Source organism: Leeuwenhoekiella marinoflava DSM 3653 (genome assembly GCF_900129005.1).
GTDB classification, from domain to species: domain Bacteria; phylum Bacteroidota; class Bacteroidia; order Flavobacteriales; family Flavobacteriaceae; genus Leeuwenhoekiella; species Leeuwenhoekiella marinoflava.
In genome coordinates this window covers 135,671-152,861 of sequence record NZ_FQUN01000005.1, presented here as the reverse complement: position 1 = coordinate 152,861, position 17,191 = coordinate 135,671, and the positions used below count along the sequence as shown (strand labels likewise).

The 17,191-nt window shown below is 35.9% G+C and carries 14 protein-coding genes; 7 read left to right on the top strand and 7 right to left on the bottom strand.

The genetic code is table 11. The features are described from left to right. The first annotated feature begins 9 nt into the window (after positions 1-9). The 3 genes from gltB (at position 10) to BUB91_RS04335 (ending at position 6,547) form a co-directional block, all read left to right on the top strand. A complete protein-coding gene (gene gltB, locus BUB91_RS04345; protein WP_073097466.1) occupies positions 10-4,518 on the top strand; it encodes a glutamate synthase large subunit in 4,509 nt (1,502 codons plus the stop codon). 8 nt (positions 4,519-4,526) lie between these two features. Then, the gene (locus BUB91_RS04340) at positions 4,527-5,993 is read left to right on the top strand and encodes a glutamate synthase subunit beta (protein WP_073097464.1); all 1,467 of its coding nucleotides are present in this window, start codon (positions 4,527-4,529) and stop codon (positions 5,991-5,993) included. Positions 5,994-6,109: 116 nt separating this feature from the next. Next, positions 6,110-6,547, top strand: coding sequence for a hypothetical protein (locus BUB91_RS04335; protein ID WP_073097462.1), 438 nt, complete (start codon positions 6,110-6,112; stop codon positions 6,545-6,547). Between the two features lie 122 nt (positions 6,548-6,669). On the opposite strand, the gene dnaN is transcribed toward BUB91_RS04335, so the two are convergent. The 4 genes from dnaN to BUB91_RS04315 form a co-directional block, all read right to left on the bottom strand. Next, positions 6,670-7,788, bottom strand: a complete 1,119-nt coding sequence (gene dnaN, locus BUB91_RS04330) for a DNA polymerase III subunit beta (RefSeq protein WP_073097459.1) — start codon at positions 7,786-7,788, stop codon at positions 6,670-6,672. 137 nt (positions 7,789-7,925) lie between these two features. After that, positions 7,926-9,602, bottom strand: coding sequence for a gliding motility-associated ABC transporter substrate-binding protein GldG (gldG, locus tag BUB91_RS04325; protein ID WP_073097457.1), 1,677 nt, complete (start codon positions 9,600-9,602; stop codon positions 7,926-7,928). Position 9,603: 1 nt separating this feature from the next. Further along, complete coding sequence (gene gldF, locus BUB91_RS04320; RefSeq protein ID WP_073097455.1) at positions 9,604-10,323, bottom strand: gliding motility-associated ABC transporter permease subunit GldF; 720 nt, start codon at positions 10,321-10,323, stop codon at positions 9,604-9,606. A 73-nt stretch (positions 10,324-10,396) separates the two neighbouring features. Beyond that, entirely contained in the window at positions 10,397-11,356 is a 960-nt protein-coding gene (locus tag BUB91_RS04315; RefSeq protein ID WP_073097453.1) for a Gfo/Idh/MocA family oxidoreductase, read from the bottom strand. Between the two features lie 191 nt (positions 11,357-11,547). On the opposite strand from BUB91_RS04315, the gene BUB91_RS04310 reads away from it, so the two are divergent. Then, entirely contained in the window at positions 11,548-12,189 is a 642-nt protein-coding gene (locus BUB91_RS04310; protein WP_073097450.1) for a protein-L-isoaspartate(D-aspartate) O-methyltransferase, read from the top strand. Here the strand turns inward: BUB91_RS04310 and BUB91_RS04305 are convergent. After that, positions 12,186-12,404 (bottom strand): hypothetical protein, encoded by a 219-nt coding sequence (locus tag BUB91_RS04305; RefSeq protein ID WP_073097448.1) that lies wholly within the window; start codon positions 12,402-12,404, stop codon positions 12,186-12,188. The genes BUB91_RS04310 and BUB91_RS04305 overlap by 4 nt on opposite strands. A 147-nt stretch (positions 12,405-12,551) precedes the next feature. Continuing rightward, on the bottom strand, positions 12,552-13,295 hold the full coding sequence (locus BUB91_RS04300) for a hypothetical protein (RefSeq protein ID WP_073097444.1): 744 nt from the start codon (positions 13,293-13,295) through the stop codon (positions 12,552-12,554). A gap of 218 nt (positions 13,296-13,513) precedes the next feature. On the opposite strand from BUB91_RS04300, the gene BUB91_RS04295 reads away from it, so the two are divergent. The 3 genes from BUB91_RS04295 to BUB91_RS04285 are packed head-to-tail and all read left to right on the top strand — an operon-like array spanning position 13,514 to position 16,240. Beyond that, positions 13,514-14,407, top strand: coding sequence for a DUF72 domain-containing protein (locus tag BUB91_RS04295; RefSeq protein WP_073097442.1), 894 nt, complete (start codon positions 13,514-13,516; stop codon positions 14,405-14,407). Continuing rightward, positions 14,404-14,889, top strand: coding sequence for a gluconokinase (locus BUB91_RS04290; protein ID WP_073097439.1), 486 nt, complete (start codon positions 14,404-14,406; stop codon positions 14,887-14,889). Before BUB91_RS04295 ends, BUB91_RS04290 begins: the two co-directional genes overlap by 4 nt. 4 nt (positions 14,890-14,893) lie before the next feature. Next, positions 14,894-16,240 (top strand): GntP family permease, encoded by a 1,347-nt coding sequence (locus tag BUB91_RS04285; protein ID WP_073097437.1) that lies wholly within the window; start codon positions 14,894-14,896, stop codon positions 16,238-16,240. 31 nt (positions 16,241-16,271) lie between these two features. On the opposite strand, the gene BUB91_RS04280 is transcribed toward BUB91_RS04285, so the two are convergent. Then, positions 16,272-17,189, bottom strand: coding sequence for a mechanosensitive ion channel family protein (locus tag BUB91_RS04280; RefSeq protein ID WP_073097435.1), 918 nt, complete (start codon positions 17,187-17,189; stop codon positions 16,272-16,274). Between the last annotated feature and the right edge of the window lie 2 nt (positions 17,190-17,191).

Genomic DNA, 17,191 nt, shown 5'->3' with positions numbered 1-17,191 from the left:
AAAAAATTTATGGAAAAACAAGGTTTATATTCACCAGAATGGGAGCACGAGAATTGCGGTGCGGGGTTCATTTGTAGTCTTGAAGGAAAGCAGTCTAATGGTATTATTCATAAGGCACTTGAAATTCTCGAAAAATTAGAACATCGTGGCGCAGTAAGTAGTGACGGTAAAACAGGAGATGGTGCCGGTATACTTATAGATATACCATATGATTTTTTTAAGAAAAATTGTGATTTTGAACTTCCTGAAGCAAGAGAATATGCTATGGGTAATGTTTTCTTACCTAAAAAGGAAAATCAGCGTGCATACTGTAAAAAAGTATTTGAAGAGCAAATTAAGGCGAAAGGTCTAGTTTTATTAGGCTGGAGGAAAGTTCCGGTTGATGCCGGTTATCTAGGTGCGATTGCAGCTAGTGTTGAACCACATATAGAGCAAATATTTGTAGGTAAGCCTAATGCTGATATGGAAGAGCGCGAGTTTATGGTTAAACTCTATACCGCTCGTAAAATAACAGAGCATACTATATTAGAAAGTAAACTTTCTGAGCGCTCTTATTTTTACTTACCAAGTTTATCTAATAAGACACTTATTTTTAAAGGTCTTCTAATGCCTGAGGATATTAAGTATTATTATACAGACTTATTAGATCCAGATCTAACGACAAGACTTGCACTGGTACATCAGCGATTCTCAACAAACACATTCCCTACATGGGATCTAGCCCAACCTTTTAGATATATGTGCCACAACGGAGAGATAAATACTTTACGTGGTAATGTTTCGCGTATGCGAAGTAGAGAAGAGCTCTTAAAGAGTGAATGGTTTGGTGATGAGATAAAAGAATTGTTTCCTATTATATTAAAAGGAAAGTCTGATTCTGCTTCTATGGATATGGTTGTAGAACTCCTTTTAATGTCTGGTAGATCTTTGCCAGAGATTATGATGATGCTTGTGCCCGAAGCTTGGGAGAAGCATAAAGATATGAGTGCTGAGAAAAAAGCATTTTATGAATTCAATAGCTGTATTATGGAGCCGTGGGATGGTCCTGCGTCTATTCCTTTTACAGATGGAGATTATATAGGTGCCGTATTAGACCGTAATGGTTTAAGACCTTCTCGTTATACGGTAACTAAAACAGGAGATGTAATAATGTCTTCTGAAACCGGAGTTCTTGATATAGAACCTAAAAATGTTGCTTTTCACGGTAGATTAGAGCCAGGTAAAATGTTTTTAGTAGACATGAAAGCCGGCCGTATTGTAAATGATGAAGAGGTTAAAGAAAGTATCGTTACGCAAAATCCTTATCAGGCTTGGTTGGATAAAAATAGAGTAAACTTAAAAGACATTCCTTATAGGAATGTTGATTTTAAATTAGAGGATACTGTTTTTGACTTGCGTAAAAATGCCTTTGGATATACTCAAGAAGATATTCGCACTATTATTTTGCCAATGGCTAATAAAGGTAAAGAGCCTATAGGTTCTATGGGATCAGATACGCCAATAGCAGTATTATCAGATAGACCTCAGCTCATCTACAACTATTTTAAGCAGTTGTTTGCTCAGGTAACAAACCCGCCTTTAGATGGTATCCGTGAAGAGTTGATTACAGACCTAAGTCTTACTTTGGGGCCAGATACCAATTTAATGGAGATTACTCCAGATTACTGTAAGAAAATTAGAATTCAAAATCCGGTTATATCTAAAGAAGATCTTGATAAGATTAAGAATTATGACAATCCTGATTTCAAAGTAAAGACCATACCGATGCTTTATGAATCTAAGCGCGGGTTAAATGGACTTGAAGATGCTTTAGAAGAAATGGTTGCTCAGGCTTCAAAAGGAATTGACGAAGGTCATACTATTTTAATTTTATCAGATAGAGGTGTAAATGCAGAAATGGCACCTATTCCAGCATTATTAGGATGTTCTTATTTAAATAGTGGTCTATTTAGAAGCGGTCAGCGCTCTAAGATGAGTATTATTGTTGAATCTGCAGAACCTCGCGAGGTACATCATTTTGCTTTATTATTTGGTTATGGTGCAAGTGCTATTAATCCATATATGGTAAATGAGATTATTCAGAAAGAAATTGAAGCAGATAACTTAGAAGGTGTAAACTTTCAGGAAGCTGTTGAAAATTATAACAAAGCTGTAGGTAAGGGTGTTGTTAAGGTAATGAATAAAATAGGTATTTCAACTTTGAATTCTTATCGTGGTTCTAGACTATTTGAAGCTTTAGGACTTAATTCTAAACTTATAAATAAATATTTCCCAAATACTCCAAGTCGTATTGAAGGTATAGGTCTTTATGAAGTTGAGCAAGAAATTGCAAAACGTCATAATCGTACATTTAACCGTAAGGATATTTCAGGAAATTTAGACTTGGAAATAGGTGGAGATTACCGCTGGAGACGCAACGGGGAAAAACACATGTTCAATCCCCTTTCTATTGCAAAACTTCAGGAAGCAGTACGTCAGAACAATCCTAAAACCTATAAAGAATATTCAAAACTTGTAAACGAGCAGTCAAAACAGTTGATGACAATTCGTGGTTTATTTGAGTTTTCTAATTACGATCCTATTCCTATTGAAGAAGTAGAACCTTGGACTGAAATTGTAAAGCGTTTTAAAACGGGAGCAATGTCATATGGTTCTATTAGTAAAGAAGCTCATGAAAACCTAGCTGTTGCAATGAACCGTATAGGGGGTAAAAGTAATAGTGGTGAAGGAGGAGAAGATGCAGAGCGTTTTTACAAAAGCCCTAACGGTGACTGGAGAAACTCAGCAATTAAGCAGGTTGCTTCAGGTCGTTTTGGAGTTACCAGTAATTATTTGACTAGTGCTGCAGAGATTCAGATTAAAATGGCTCAGGGAGCTAAACCAGGAGAAGGTGGGCAATTACCTGGTGAAAAAGTAAATAAATTTATTGCGAAAACCCGTAAAAGTACACCTTACGTAGGTTTGATTTCACCACCACCGCATCACGACATTTACTCAATTGAAGATTTAGCTCAATTAATTTATGACCTTAAATCAGCAAATAGAGAAGCGCGTATAAACGTAAAATTAGTGTCTGAAGTTGGTGTGGGTACAGTTGCAGCTGGTGTTGCTAAAGCAATGGCAGATGTGATCTTAGTATCTGGTTTTGATGGAGGTACAGGAGCTTCACCTTTAACGTCATTACGTCACGCTGGTTTACCTTGGGAACTCGGTATTGCAGAAGCGCAACAAACATTAGTTCTTAATGATTTACGTAGCCGTATTCGTTTAGAATGTGACGGTCAGTTAAAGACAGGTCGCGATGTTGCTGTAGCTTGTTTATTAGGAGCAGAAGAATTTGGTTTTGCAACTGCACCATTAGTAGCTTCAGGATGTATTATGATGCGTGTGTGTCACTTAAATACATGCCCTGTAGGTATTGCAACTCAAAATCCTGATTTACGTAAGAAATTTAAAGGTCAACCAGAACATGTGGTGAACTTTATGTATTTCATTGCTGAAGAATTAAGAGAAATTATGGCTCAGCTTGGTTTCCGTACTGTCGATGAGATGGTAGGTCAAGCTCATAAATTAAATCGAAATAAAGCAGTAGAACATTATAAGGCTGCGGGTATTGATTTATCTCCTATTTTGCATGATATTCAAGTTCCTAAAGGTGTAAAAATTTATAATACTGAAACTCAAAATCACCATTTAGAAAAAGCTATAGATTTTGAAATTATAGAACTAGCACACACTGCTTTGTTCCGTAAGGAAAAAACTACTTTAGATCTTGATATCACCAATTTAAACCGTGCAGTAGGAGCCATTTTAAGTAACGAGATATCTAAAATATATGGAGAGCAAGGTTTACCAGATAATACATTGAAAGTAAACTTTAAAGGTTCTGCCGGTCAGAGTTTTGGAGCATTTGCTACACGAGGTTTGACCTTAAAGATAGATGGTAATGCTAACGATTATGTAGGTAAAGGTCTTTCTGGAGCAAGATTGATTATTAAAGTGCCAGAAGAAGCAACTTTTGAAGCTAGCGAGAACATCATCATTGGTAACGTTGCACTTTATGGAGCAACTAGTGGGGAAGCTTATTTTAACGGTGTAGCCGGAGAGCGTTTTTGTGTAAGAAATAGTGGAGCTATAGCTGTAGTAGAAGGTATAGGAGATCACGGTTGTGAGTATATGACTGGTGGTGTTGCCGTAATTCTTGGTAAAACAGGGCGTAATTTTGGTGCAGGTATGAGTGGTGGTATCAGTTATGTTCTTGACGAGGATCAAACTTTTATAGGAAAATGTAATGCTACTGATTTAAACCTTGATCCCATTACTGAAGAGGAAGATAAGCTTCAACTTAAGGAGCTTATTACAAATCACTACAATTACACGCAAAGTTCATTAGCTCAGCGCATTTTAGAGAATTGGGATGCTTATTTACCTAAGTTTGTTAAAGTTTTACCGGAAGAATATCGTAAAGCATTGATAAGACTTGAAGAAGAAGAAAAATTAACAGATTTAACGGAATAAATAGAATCATGGGAAAAGTAACCGGATTTTTAGAATACGAAAGAAAGATTGAACCGTACAAACCTGTTGAGGAACGGATTCAGAAATATGAAGAATTTACCATACCATTAGATAAACCTGAGCTTAAAAATCAGGGTGCACGTTGTATGGATTGTGGTATTCCTTTTTGTCACAGTGGTTGTCCGTTAGGAAATTTAATTCCAGATTTTAACGACGCTGTTTATCGCGAGCGTTGGGAAGAAGCTGCTACTATTTTACACGGAACAAATAATTTTCCTGAATTTACAGGTAGATTGTGTCCTGCCCCTTGTGAAGAAGCTTGTGTACTTGGGATTAATGAAGACCCTGTTACCATTGAGAATATTGAGAAAAATATAGCTGAAGAAGCTTTTAAAAATGGTTGGATAAAAGCTAATCCTCCAGAAAATAGAACTGGAAAAAGTGTTGCTGTTATTGGATCTGGTCCTGCTGGTATGGCAGTAGCACAACAATTAAATCGTGCAGGTCATCTCGTAACTGTTTTTGAACGTGACGAGAAACCGGGAGGTTTATTACGCTATGGTATTCCTGATTTTAAGATGGAAAAAAGCGTGATAGATCGCAGACTAGCGGTTTTAGAAGAAGAAGGAATTATTTTTAAATGTGGTGTTCATGTGGGGAAAGATATCAAAGCTGATGAATTAAAGTCAGAATTTGATGCAGTAGTTTTATCTACGGGTGCAACAGTAAGACGTAATTTACCAATACCGGGTTCTGATTTAAAAGGTATTTATCAGGCGATGGATTTCTTACCACAAAGTAACCGTCGCGTAGATGGATTGACTTGGGAAGGGGAAGATATTAAAGCTACTGGCAAAGATGTTATTGTTATTGGTGGTGGAGATACCGGAAGTGACTGTATTGGTACTTCTATCAGACACGGAGCGAATAGTGTGAATAATTTTGAGATTATGAGTAAGGGGACTGCAGAGCGCCCTGAAAATCAGCCTTGGCCATATTGGCCGATGCGTTTACGCACCAGTAGTTCGCATAAAGAAGGAGCAGAGCGTTTCTTTTCTATCTCTACAAAGAAATTTGTTGGTGATGATGCTGGTAATTTAACCGGTCTTGTTACTGCAGAAGTAGAATGGACTCATAAGCCTGGAGAACGACCTAATCTTTCTGAAATTCCTGGAACGGAGAAAGAATGGAAAGCAGATATGGTTTTATTAGCACTTGGTTTTACTGGTAGTGAACCAACAATTGCTGAACAGTTAGGTATAAAGATGGATGCCAGAACAAATATTGAAGCATCTATTGAAGATTATATGACCAATGTCCCGGGTGTTTTTGCTGCTGGTGATACACGTAGAGGTCAGTCTTTGATTGTTTGGGCTATTTCTGAAGGTAGACAAGCTGCTCATCACGTTGATAAATATTTGATGGGAAAATCAGATTTACCGCTTAAAGGTGATGGAGATCTTCCGCGAGTGTAAATTATTTTTATTATAAGTATCTGAAAGACCGATTATTAATTTAGTCGGTCTTTTTTATGCTTTTTTGACGCAACCTTTTTATCATTTTTGCGTCTTATAACAAATAATAAATAACAATGAATATAAGAATAGCTTCAGTAGCACTTATTGTGAGTCTGTTTGTTTCATGTGCAGATGAAAATGATACTACAGCAGATTTGGTTCAACAAGAAATTTCTGTAGAATTAAATTTGGTTAAAATGAGCGGTCAGATTAGAGGTTCAGAAACTACCGGTGAAGAAATGTCTTGGCGAGAAACCTACACTTTAGGACCGGGAATGCGGTTTAAAAAGGTTAGAAAAAGTGAAGGCAAGACTTTAACATCCGAAGGTTTTTTTGATATCGTTATGATTAATAGTGATAAGTACCTCAAGTTTGTACATGATTCTGATAGTGAACTCGTAGGTAATTGTACAGGAGATAAAACAGAATTATTAAAATATACTAGCTCTGATAGTTTAGAGAGTACTTGGAGTGCTTGTGACGGCCCGGGATTGCAGTATACATTTAATTAAGAACACAAACTAGAATTTAAAAGGCTCGGCATATGTCGGACTTTTTTCGGAGAAAAACAAAAAGCGCCCTAATGCTTTAACACAAGGACGCTTTTACAATAAAAGGTACTTACTTATCTTTCTTAACTATTTAGCATTACGGGCATTACCAGCATGGTTACTTTTTCACCTTCATCTAGTCCGTCTACAGGAGTTAAAATTCCTGCACGGTTAGGAAGTGACATTTCTAAAGAAACGTCATTAGCGTTAAGGTTATTAAGCATTTCTACAAGAAAACGACTGTTGAAGCCTATCTGCATATCGTCTCCTTGATAATCACAGGTTAAACGCTCTTCTGCTTTGTTACTGTAATCTATATCTTCAGCAGAAATGTTAAGTTCTGCTCCTGCAATTTTTAAACGGATCTGATGCGTGGTTTTATTAGAGAAAATAGAAACCCGACGTACAGAATTTAAAAATTGATTACGGTCTATAATTAGCTTATTTGGATTTTCCTTAGGAATTACAGCTTCGTAATTAGGGTATTTTCCATCAATTAATCGGCAAAGTAACTGAACGTTATCGAAGCTAAACTTCGCATTTGAGTCATTATATTCTACCTTAATATCATCATCACTAGCTGCTAAAATTCCTTTTAAAAGATTCAAAGGTTTTTTCGGCATAATGAATTCTGCCGTCTGATTTGCTTTCACATCAGTACGACCATACTTTACAAGTTTGTGTGCGTCAGTTGCTACAAAAGTTAAACCTTCTGTATCAAACTGAAAGAACACCCCACTCATTACCGGTCTTAGATCATCGTTACCGGTTGCAAAAATAGTATTGCTCACCGCTGTTGCTAAGACCCCCGCAGGAATACTTACCGTACTAGGATCGTCAAGTTCTACAGCATTAGGAAACTCTTCACCAGAAGCATATGCTAATGCATATTTACCGTGATTTGAGCTGATTTCAACAGTGTTGTTATCACCTGCCACAAACGTTAACGGTTGCTCTGGAAATGTTTTTAGCGTGTCTAAAAGCAAACGAGCCGGTACAGCAATGCTTCCGTTATCGTCAGATTCTACATCAAGTGTAGCAATCATTGTTGTTTCTAAATCAGAAGCAGAAACTTTTAGAATGTTTTCGTCTAACTCAAACAAAAAATTGTCTAAGATAGGTAGGGTATTGCTGTTATTGATTACTCCACCTAAGACTTGTAATTGTTTCAAAAGGTAAGAACTCGATACAATAAATTTCATAAGAAATAGCTATTTATGCGGTTTGACCAGAAGTCAAAACTTGAATTCAATTGGTTGTGAAAATTTTTTTAAGCTGAATTTGCAGCCTCACAAAGATATCGTAATAGGCTTTTTTGTCGAAACAAACTTATCAACACTTATGAGTTGTAACGGCGCTTTCTCAAATAGGTATAAACAAAGCTAAAAATTAAAAGCATAACCAGCGGAAGCCCTAATGTCAAGGCCTGCCACGTGTAACGGTCATTAGTTGTTTTTTGAATATCAAGTGCAGGAAGCACAATACTCTTGCTTCTAATGTTAATAAGACCGGAGTCGTCCAGAAGGTAATTGACTGCATTGAGTAAAAATTCTTTGTTGCCATATTCTTTAAAAGTGAACTTATCAAAACCTAATTCTAAGGGTCGTCCATTTTGATCCAGATCATTTTTAATTAAATCTCCATCTGCGACAACAATCATTGCTGTTTTTCTTATTGCGCTTTCGCGAAAAGGAATCTGGCTATTCTCAATAGGAAGAATACGATTTATAAAGGCTGAAGTAAATTGGCCTTCCAGTAAAACTGCTAAATTTTGATTTCCTGAGCTGTAGTTTTCGGGGCTTGGTTCTGTTGTGATTGATTCAAGACTAATAGGGAGTGGGACACCATTCAGTTTAGATAAAACAGAACTTTGAAGCAACACTGTTTTTTCTACAGGAGTATCTAAAAGGTCTATCTGGTTGGCATATTTAAAAAATACCGGATTGTCAATATTAGTGCTAATTGGGTGATTTTCTTCAGGTGATACTAGCGGATAGAAAAACCACGGTAATTGTGAGTATTGCGAATTGTTGCCTTCACCACTAGCTAAAACAAGCGGAGCGGCATATAAATCTTCAACTAAAACCGGATTGATACGTATTCCATATTTAAAGAAAAAATCATCTAGATTCAAGCTTCTTGCCGTAGCAAGAGCCCTTCCGTTATTGAGATACAGACTATCTGTTTCCATCGCAACTTGATCTATCAGATAAAGCGATTTGCCACCTTGCATTGTATACTGATCTAAAGCATATTTCTCAAGATCTGTAAATGCTTCGGTAGGTTTTGCTGCTACAATAAGGTTAAATTTATTCAGAGCAGCCATTACAGTATCTGGCTTAGCCGAAATTGAATCTAACGGAAATGGAGCAATATAATAGCTTTCGCGTAGTGTTTTTAAAAAATCTGCGATGTATTTATCTTGCATTTCTCCATTCCCTTTTAAAACAGCAATACGCTTACTTTTAGGATTGAGTAACTTGTAAAATGCTTCAGAAAATGCATATTCCAGATTTTGAACTGACCTGCTAACCAATTCATCAGGACTTGCTCCTAAAGTCTTTTTTAATAAAGGAACACGAACTGTTTGACCTTTATAGGAAGCGATAGCCCACGGAAAAATAAACTCCTGACTCACTTTACCATTATTGCGTAATTGAACCTGTTCGGGGCGCATACCGCGGTTATTGAAGTCTTCTGCAATTTGTTCTACAACTGCTCCTTCAGGAACGGGATTGACAAATGCAAATTTGATATTTGAGTTTGCCGAAGCATACTCTTCAAGTAATTGGCGGGTTTCAATCTGTAGTTTTAAAAACGCATCAGGAACGTTTTCTTCGAGAAAAACGTCAACGATAACTGCATCTGTGGCTTTTGCAATTATATTTTCTGAAGTTTCAGATAAAGTATATCTACCGTCTGTGGTTAGATCTATTCTAAAGTGAGCCATTTTTGAAATAATCAGAATACCGACGATGATCACCAGAGACAATAGATATTTAGTGTTCTGTTTCATATTATCTTATTTTATGTTCAAGCTTAAAAACGGTAAGACCGATAAAAAAAGCGGTTGAACTTAAAAAATAAATAAGATCCCGACTGTCTATGACGCCTCGGCTGATGCTTTCAAAATGTTTTTGTATACTGAGTTCTTTTAAAACCGAAATATTTACAACTTCCGCTAGCGCATTAAAACCGAAGAAAAACAGGAAGCACAAAAAAGCTGCAATTATAAAAGCTACAATTTGATTTTCAGAAAGGGTAGAGGCAAAAACACCTATCGCGGTATATGCTGAAGCTAAAAATAATAAGCCTAAATATGAACCTGTTAAAATACCAAAATCATAATTTCCTTGTGGATTACCCAGTTGATCAATGGCATAAACATAAACTAGCGTAGGAACTAATGCTAAGACAATTAGAAGTAATGCGCCAAAGAATTTACCGAGGACCAACTGTACTTTACTAATTGGTCGAGTAAGCAACAATTCTAAAGTTCCTAAACGCAATTCATCACTAAAACTGCGCATCGTCACTGCCGGAATCAGAAAAATAAAAATCCACGGAACTAATTGAAAGAAAGGAGTAAGATCTGCAAAACCATAATCAAAAAGATTATAATCATTGTCAAATACCCATAGGAACAGCGCATTTAAAACAAGAAAAAGACCTATAACAAGATAGCCTACAGGCGATGCAAAAAATGAATGAAATTCTTTCTTTAAGATTGCAATCATATAGTGTTGAGCAGCTTTTACTCGATAATCGAAATTAAAATTCGTTTAGTTAAACTCTGAGTTCGTTTTACAATTATAAATCAGCAATAATCTTCATAGCAATACGAAGCGCTTCGGTGCCTTGTGCTAAGCTAACGATAGGAGTCGTATCTTGTTGTATCGCTTTAGCAAAAGCATCTAACTCATCTAAAATAGCATTATTCGGTTCAACTTCAGGATTATCAAAATAGATTTGCTTTTTGACACCTTCGGCATTTTGAAGAATCATCGCAAAATCATCAGGATTTTGTGGCGCATCTTTCATACGTACAACTTCGCATTTCTTCTCTAAAAAGTCAACAGAGATATACGCATCTTTTTGGAAAAAACGTGCTTTACGCATTTTTTTCATTGAAATTCTACTGGCAGTAAGATTAGCCACACAGCCATTTTCAAACTCAATACGTGCATTAGCAATGTCTGGAGTATCACTAATTACAGAAACTCCAGAAGCAGAGATATGTTTAACCTTACTGTCTACAACACTTAAAATCGCATCAATATCATGAATCATCAAATCTAACACCACAGGAACATCTGTTCCTCGTGGATTAAATTCCGCCAGACGATGTGCCTCAATAAACATTGGGTTTTCAATCAAATGATTTACCGCCGTAAACGCCGGATTAAAACGCTCTACGTGTCCCACTTGACCACGTACGCCATGCTTCTTTGCAAGTTCACGTATCGCTACAGCTTGCTCAACGGTTTGTGTTATAGGTTTTTCAATAAACAAATGTTTACCGGCCTTTATAACCTGTTCTGCGCAGTCAAAGTGATGTGTGGTAGGTGTAACTACATCAACCATATCACAAGCTTCGATTAAGGCTTCAATGGTTTTAAATCTGTGATATCCAAATTCATTAGAGACTGCTTCAGCAGTTTCTTCAGACTCATCGTAAAAACCTACCAGTTCATATTCTTCAGATTGTTGTAAGAGTTTTAAGTGAATTTTTCCCAGATGACCTGCACCAAGTACGCCGGCTTTTAGCATAATATATTGTGTATTTTTCCTTGAAAAGGATTTAATTTTTAAGAATTCAATCTAAAAGAAAATTGTAGAATTTTAAATTGTGTTATACAAAAATAGACTTTCTAAAGCAGATTGAAAGCGTAAACAACATTGTTGAAAATTTGAAGCATTTTGACTAGGATTGCGTTTACAGGTTTCCTTATTTTAGCGGTATGAAGGATACTACTCGTCATCAAGGCAAGCGTCGCTTACTCGCTCAGGTTGTGGAAAAAAAAGGGGTTACTAATACAGCTGTATTAGATGCAATACGAAAGATACCCAGACACTTTTTTATGGATAGCAGTTTTGAAGATCATGCCTATCAAGATAAGGCTTTTCCTATTGCTGCTGATCAAACTATTTCTCAACCTTTTACAGTAGGTTTTCAAACCGAATTACTCGAAATTAAAAAGGGTGATAAAATTTTAGAAATAGGCACAGGTAGCGGTTATCAAACAGCTGTTCTTTGTGAAGTTGGCGCTAAAGTTTACAGTATAGAACGTCAACAAGAGTTGTTTAGAAAAACCAAGAATTTTCTATCAAAATTGGGCTACAGACCTAAACGACTGACTTTTGGAGATGGCTATTTAGGGATGCCAGAATTTGCTCCTTTTGATGGAATCATAGTTACTGCTGGTGCTCCTTTTATACCAAAACCACTTTTAGCTCAGCTTAAAATAGGAGGGAAGTTAATAATTCCTGTAGGGGATGAAGTGCAGACAATGATTCGTATTATTAGAAAAAGTCAGACTGATTTTGAGAAAAAGGAATATGGCGAATTCAGATTTGTACCCTTACTTGAAGATAAAAATTAGACTTTATGATCTTGCCAGTATAAATAGTGGTACAATCCCAGACAAAGACTAGATAATAATATAACGGTATAAATAGGGATATATTTGAGTTGAGCTAATTGTTCAAAAGAATTAGAATTTGCGATAGCAAAACCAATCATTCCTATTCCTATTAACCAAACCAGACTACTACCGATTAATTGTTTTGAATATTTTATTGTTTTTAAAGAACTCATATATAGATAATTTACATTTCTATGATTCTTTAAAATTTACATAAAATAAATCAAAAACCCAAAAAACGAGTTGGTTTAAACAAAAGAGCGATTAATCAAGTCCTAAAATTATAATTTTCAAGATCTTAGCAATATGATTTATAATCTTTAATCTTTAACAGGAAAGGCAAAGATGTTATCGTCTATTTCCGGATTTATGATTATTTCTCGTATAGTTATCGGTTGTCCACCCTGACTTAAATTAAACGGAAAATATAGACCTTCAACTTCTGTGTAATTATTCATTTTAATACTTATAGGCTGACCCATTTGAGTAGCTTCTATAGCGATAGGGTAATACGTTTCAATATCAAAAAAATAATAGCTTTCATAAGGTTTTTCTTCACCATTTAAAGAAATTGGTTCTTGAGTAAGCTTAACCTTAAACGTTACAACACCATCTTTTGCCACTGTCCCTTCATAATTTACTGTGTATCCATTTTCTTTATAATTATTTAATGGAGACGGAAAGTCGTTGCGTTTAAGCATCATATTCTTTCGCATATCATCAGAAGATATTTCGGGTTCCATAGTCATAAAATTAGTAGTCCACAGAGTTGCGCCATCAAAAGCCATTTGTGTGATTCTTTTTCCACTATATTCAACAATTACGGCTTGTTTACCTTCTTTAGTATTATAAATCGTTATTGGTATGGTTAGATCGCCTTGCGTTAAACTTGCTAACATCTTTGTAGCTTCAACTTCAGACCAAGCTTCTACACCTCCTGTTTTTTCAATATAATTCGCTATGATTTCATCTGCGTTATGATCGTAAAGGTCTAAAAGTATTTCTTCTTGAGCACTAAGAAATGTAGAGGTTAAGAAAAAGAAAAGTAGAAAAAATGATTTCATAATTAAGTTAAAGGTTGCACTGTTTATTCAATAAAATTTTTGCTGAAATTTATTACTATTTATTCAGTCAAACCGAGAATAAGAGAAATAATAAACTTCATTATTATGAATAGGTTACTGCTTGAACGTGTTTTTACAGTTGCAAATTATATATTTAAGCTATAGCTAAATTGGTGTTTTGTCACTTTTAGTTTTAATCCTTTTAAAAATCAATTAAAATGAAATTTGGAAAAGTAGATGATCCGGGAAGTATAGATTTTACGTTGCCTCCAGATCATCCTGATACTGAGTTTTTATTGAACAGTAAAGCTTCAAAAAAGACAACAGAATTGTACGTAGGATGTGCAAAATGGAACAAACAGGATCTTAAAGGTTTTTACCCCAGAGGTACTAAAGATGAACTAGCCTATTATTCGAGACAGTTCAACTCTATTGAATTGAATGCTACTTTTTACAGGCTTTTTCCGAAAGAGCAATTTGAAAAGTGGTATGTAAAAGTACCAGCTGACTTTAAGTTTTTTCCTAAAATAACCCAAACCATCAGTCATTTAAAGCGCTTGATAAGTGCTGCAGAATTATTACCAGAATATTTAGACCATACTTTATTATTAAAGGAAAAACTAGGTTGTGTGTTTTTACAAATGCATAATAATTTTCAGCCAAAGAACTGGGATCGGGTAGAGCAGTTTGTAGAAGCATGGCCTAATGAGGTCCCACTCGCGGTAGAATTTAGACATACAGATTGGTTTAATAATGATACGGTTTCCCAAAAATTATATCATTTATTAGAAGAGAATAATATTGCTAACGTGCTAGTAGATACTGCCGGAAGAAGAGATATCATGCATATGAGAATGACCAATAACGAAGCTTTTATACGCTTTGTAGGTGCAAATCATCCCAGTGATTATGATCGGCTAGATGCATGGGTAGAAAGATTGGAAACATGGATTGAAGCCGGAATCGAAAAAATTGATTTTTTTATTCACCAGAATGTCGAGAAAGAATCTCCGCTGCTTGCAACACATTTTATAAAGCAAATGAATGAGCGCTTAGGATTTAATTTGCACCTTCCAGGCACTGATGCAGATAACCTAACTTTAGATTTATGAGTAAATTGATAATTGTAGCCGGCGTTTCTGGCTCAGGAAAAACGACTATAGGAAAATTATTAGCTAAAAAATTAAATCTTCCTTTTGAAGATGCAGATGATTATCACCCTGAGGCTAATGTAGAGAAAATGAAAGCTGGTCACGCGCTTAACGATGCTGACCGGGAACCTTGGTTAAAAATATTAGCAGAGAAATTAACCGAATGGAAAACTCAAGGTGGAGTGGTATTAGCTTGCTCTGCACTCAAAGAATCGTATAGAAAGACCTTATCATCTAAATCTGATGCAAAATGGGTGTTTTTAGATGGAAGCTTCGAAGTTTTAAAATCGAGATTAACGTCTAGAAAAAATCACTTTTTTAAACCTGTTTTGCTCCATTCTCAAATAGAAACTTTAGAAGAAGCTGATTACGGAATACACGTTTCAATAGATCAGACTCCCGAAGAAATCACCGAAAAAATTCTGCATAAACTATACTTTTAAAACTATGGATTATCAGCTTCTATCTGCTGTAATAGCAGGCATAGCCTTACTCTTATTTTTAATATTAAAATTGAAGCTCCAGGCATTTTTAGCATTACTTATTGTTTGTATAGTAGTAGGAGCTTTAAGTGGCTTAGCTCCAGATAGTATTCTAGATTCGATCACAAATGGAATGGGTGGTACACTTGGCTTTGTGGCAACTGTAGTAGGGCTAGGATCACTTTTTGGTGCGGTATTAGAACATTCTGGAGGGGCACAGCAATTAGCTCATTATCTTTTGTCAAAATTTGGAATTGAAAAAGCACCGTGGTCAATTATGTTAGCAGGTTTTTTTATAGCAATACCTGTATTTTTTGATGTAGCTTTTATCATTTTGATTCCGTTAATCTATGCATTGCAACGAAAAACCAAAAGATCATTGTTGCTATATGCACTGCCGCTTTTAGCAGGATTAGCAGTTACGCACGCATTTATTCCGCCAACGCCGGGGCCTATCGCTGTTGCTGATATTTTAGGAGCTAATTTGGGTTGGGTGATTGTTTTTGGTTTCATAACCGGAATTCCAACAGCTGCAATTGCTGGTCCGTTTTTTACAAAATTTATTTCAAAAAGAATACATATAGATGCTCCTTATGAATATTTAGAAGAAGAAAGTTCAGGAATAGAGTTGCCTTCCGCAGGAACCATTTTAAGTATTATTTTCCTTCCTATTTTTTTAATAGTATTAAATACAGTTTTTACGAGTCCGTTAGTAGAAGATTGGTCAATCCCTCAATCAATTTTGTTTCTAATAGCACTTTTAGGACATCCATTTACCGCATTGATTTTAGCAAACATAATAGCTTGGTATGTTTTAGGCATTCGCCGAAATGTTGCTAAAGATGAATTATTAAAAATTTCTACCAAAGCTTTATATCCTGCCGGAGTCATAATTTTGCTGACCGGTGCCGGTGGGGCATTCAAGCAGATTTTAATAGATACCGGAATAGGAGAAGGAATTGCAGCATCACTCTCGAGTGATTATTTTCCGCCGGTGGTTTTTGGTTTTTTAGTAGCAGCAATTATACGCGTTATGCAGGGTTCATCTACTGTCGCAATGATTACAGCTGCGGGAATTACAGCTCCTCTTTTAGCAGCTACGGATTATGGAGAAATGAAATTAGCTATTCTTGTAATTGCGATTGCAGCAGGAGCATCTATATTCTCACATATAAATGACAGCGGGTTTTGGCTGGTAAAACAATATTTAGGTCTTACCGAAAAGCAAACTTTTAAAACCTGGTCTGTTTTAACGACTTTGTTGGCCGCTACAGGACTAATCGTATCAACAATTTTATGGTATTTGGTTTAAAGAATTGAAAGATTTTAGAAGCTCAATATTTTTATTTTGTTTCTTCAGTTTTTGAAGAAGTAGTAGCTTGTTCAAAACGGAAAGGTGAATCTTTTGTCGCACCATACAATTTAATTTCCTGAATGTCTGCCGGCATATAGAAGCCGTTATATTCAAGTGCTTCTTTCACGTTCCGTACCACACTACCTTTTGTAATTAGGGCCATTCTACGGAAATCTTTAGTATCAACCCAGAAAAAGACTTTCAGGTTTACCGTGCTAGTGGCGAGTTCGTCCTCTATAACAAAGTTCTCATGCTCTTTATCTTCAATGACATTGGGTTCATTTTTTAGAACTTTCATAACCACACGTTTGGCTTCATCAATATTATCTTCATAAGCGATACCAATGATGAATGTCCACCTGAAAAATCCGTCTTCAGTATAATTAGTTACGGGAGTCGTAAGCACGTCGCTATTGGGTATATAGACATCTTTTCCATCAAAGGTTTTGAGTTTAGTGTATCTAAATTCTAATGCTTTTACCTTACCAAAATTTTCGCCTATTTCAACAGTATCATCTATATTAAAAGGTCTGTTGAACGCCAAAATAATACCAGCTATAAAATTTTCACCAATATCTTTAAAAGCAAAACCTAAAACCACTGCACTTGCTCCTGCAGCTGTCAGAATACCTGTTGCTATCGACCCGAGCCCAGCGGCTTTTAAAGCCAGCATAACAGCAATTATAAAAAGGGTTATGCGAATTGCTTTACCTAAAAACCGACTCATCAAGGGGTCTTGAGTTTGTTGAGAGATGCGTCTTTTCGCAAAATTACCAATCCAGGCTCCCAACAATAAACCCAAAATTATAATAAGAACACCGATACCTATTCCCGGTAACTGATCTATAAAATTATTATAGAAGTTATTAAAGGATTCTGATAGGGTATTGGTTGCTTCGGTCTGCATCG

Excerpts from the sequence above, each read along its gene's own strand:
- gltB (WP_073097466.1), top strand. The coding sequence starts at position 10 with ATGGAAAAACAAGGTTTATATTCACCAGAATGGGAGCACGAGAATTGC.
- BUB91_RS04340 (WP_073097464.1), top strand. The coding sequence starts at position 4,527 with ATGGGAAAAGTAACCGGATTTTTAGAATACGAAAGAAAGATTGAACCG.
- BUB91_RS04335 (WP_073097462.1), top strand. The coding sequence starts at position 6,110 with ATGAATATAAGAATAGCTTCAGTAGCACTTATTGTGAGTCTGTTTGTT.
- dnaN (WP_073097459.1), bottom strand. The coding sequence starts at position 7,788 with ATGAAATTTATTGTATCGAGTTCTTACCTTTTGAAACAATTACAAGTC.
- gldG (WP_073097457.1), bottom strand. The coding sequence starts at position 9,602 with ATGAAACAGAACACTAAATATCTATTGTCTCTGGTGATCATCGTCGGT.
- gldF (WP_073097455.1), bottom strand. The coding sequence starts at position 10,323 with ATGATTGCAATCTTAAAGAAAGAATTTCATTCATTTTTTGCATCGCCT.
- BUB91_RS04315 (WP_073097453.1), bottom strand. The coding sequence starts at position 11,356 with ATGCTAAAAGCCGGCGTACTTGGTGCAGGTCATCTGGGAAAAATTCAC.
- BUB91_RS04310 (WP_073097450.1), top strand. The coding sequence starts at position 11,548 with ATGAAGGATACTACTCGTCATCAAGGCAAGCGTCGCTTACTCGCTCAG.
- BUB91_RS04305 (WP_073097448.1), bottom strand. The coding sequence starts at position 12,404 with ATGAGTTCTTTAAAAACAATAAAATATTCAAAACAATTAATCGGTAGT.
- BUB91_RS04300 (WP_073097444.1), bottom strand. The coding sequence starts at position 13,295 with ATGAAATCATTTTTTCTACTTTTCTTTTTCTTAACCTCTACATTTCTT.
- BUB91_RS04295 (WP_073097442.1), top strand. The coding sequence starts at position 13,514 with ATGAAATTTGGAAAAGTAGATGATCCGGGAAGTATAGATTTTACGTTG.
- BUB91_RS04290 (WP_073097439.1), top strand. The coding sequence starts at position 14,404 with ATGAGTAAATTGATAATTGTAGCCGGCGTTTCTGGCTCAGGAAAAACG.
- BUB91_RS04285 (WP_073097437.1), top strand. The coding sequence starts at position 14,894 with ATGGATTATCAGCTTCTATCTGCTGTAATAGCAGGCATAGCCTTACTC.
- BUB91_RS04280 (WP_073097435.1), bottom strand. The coding sequence starts at position 17,189 with ATGCAGACCGAAGCAACCAATACCCTATCAGAATCCTTTAATAACTTC.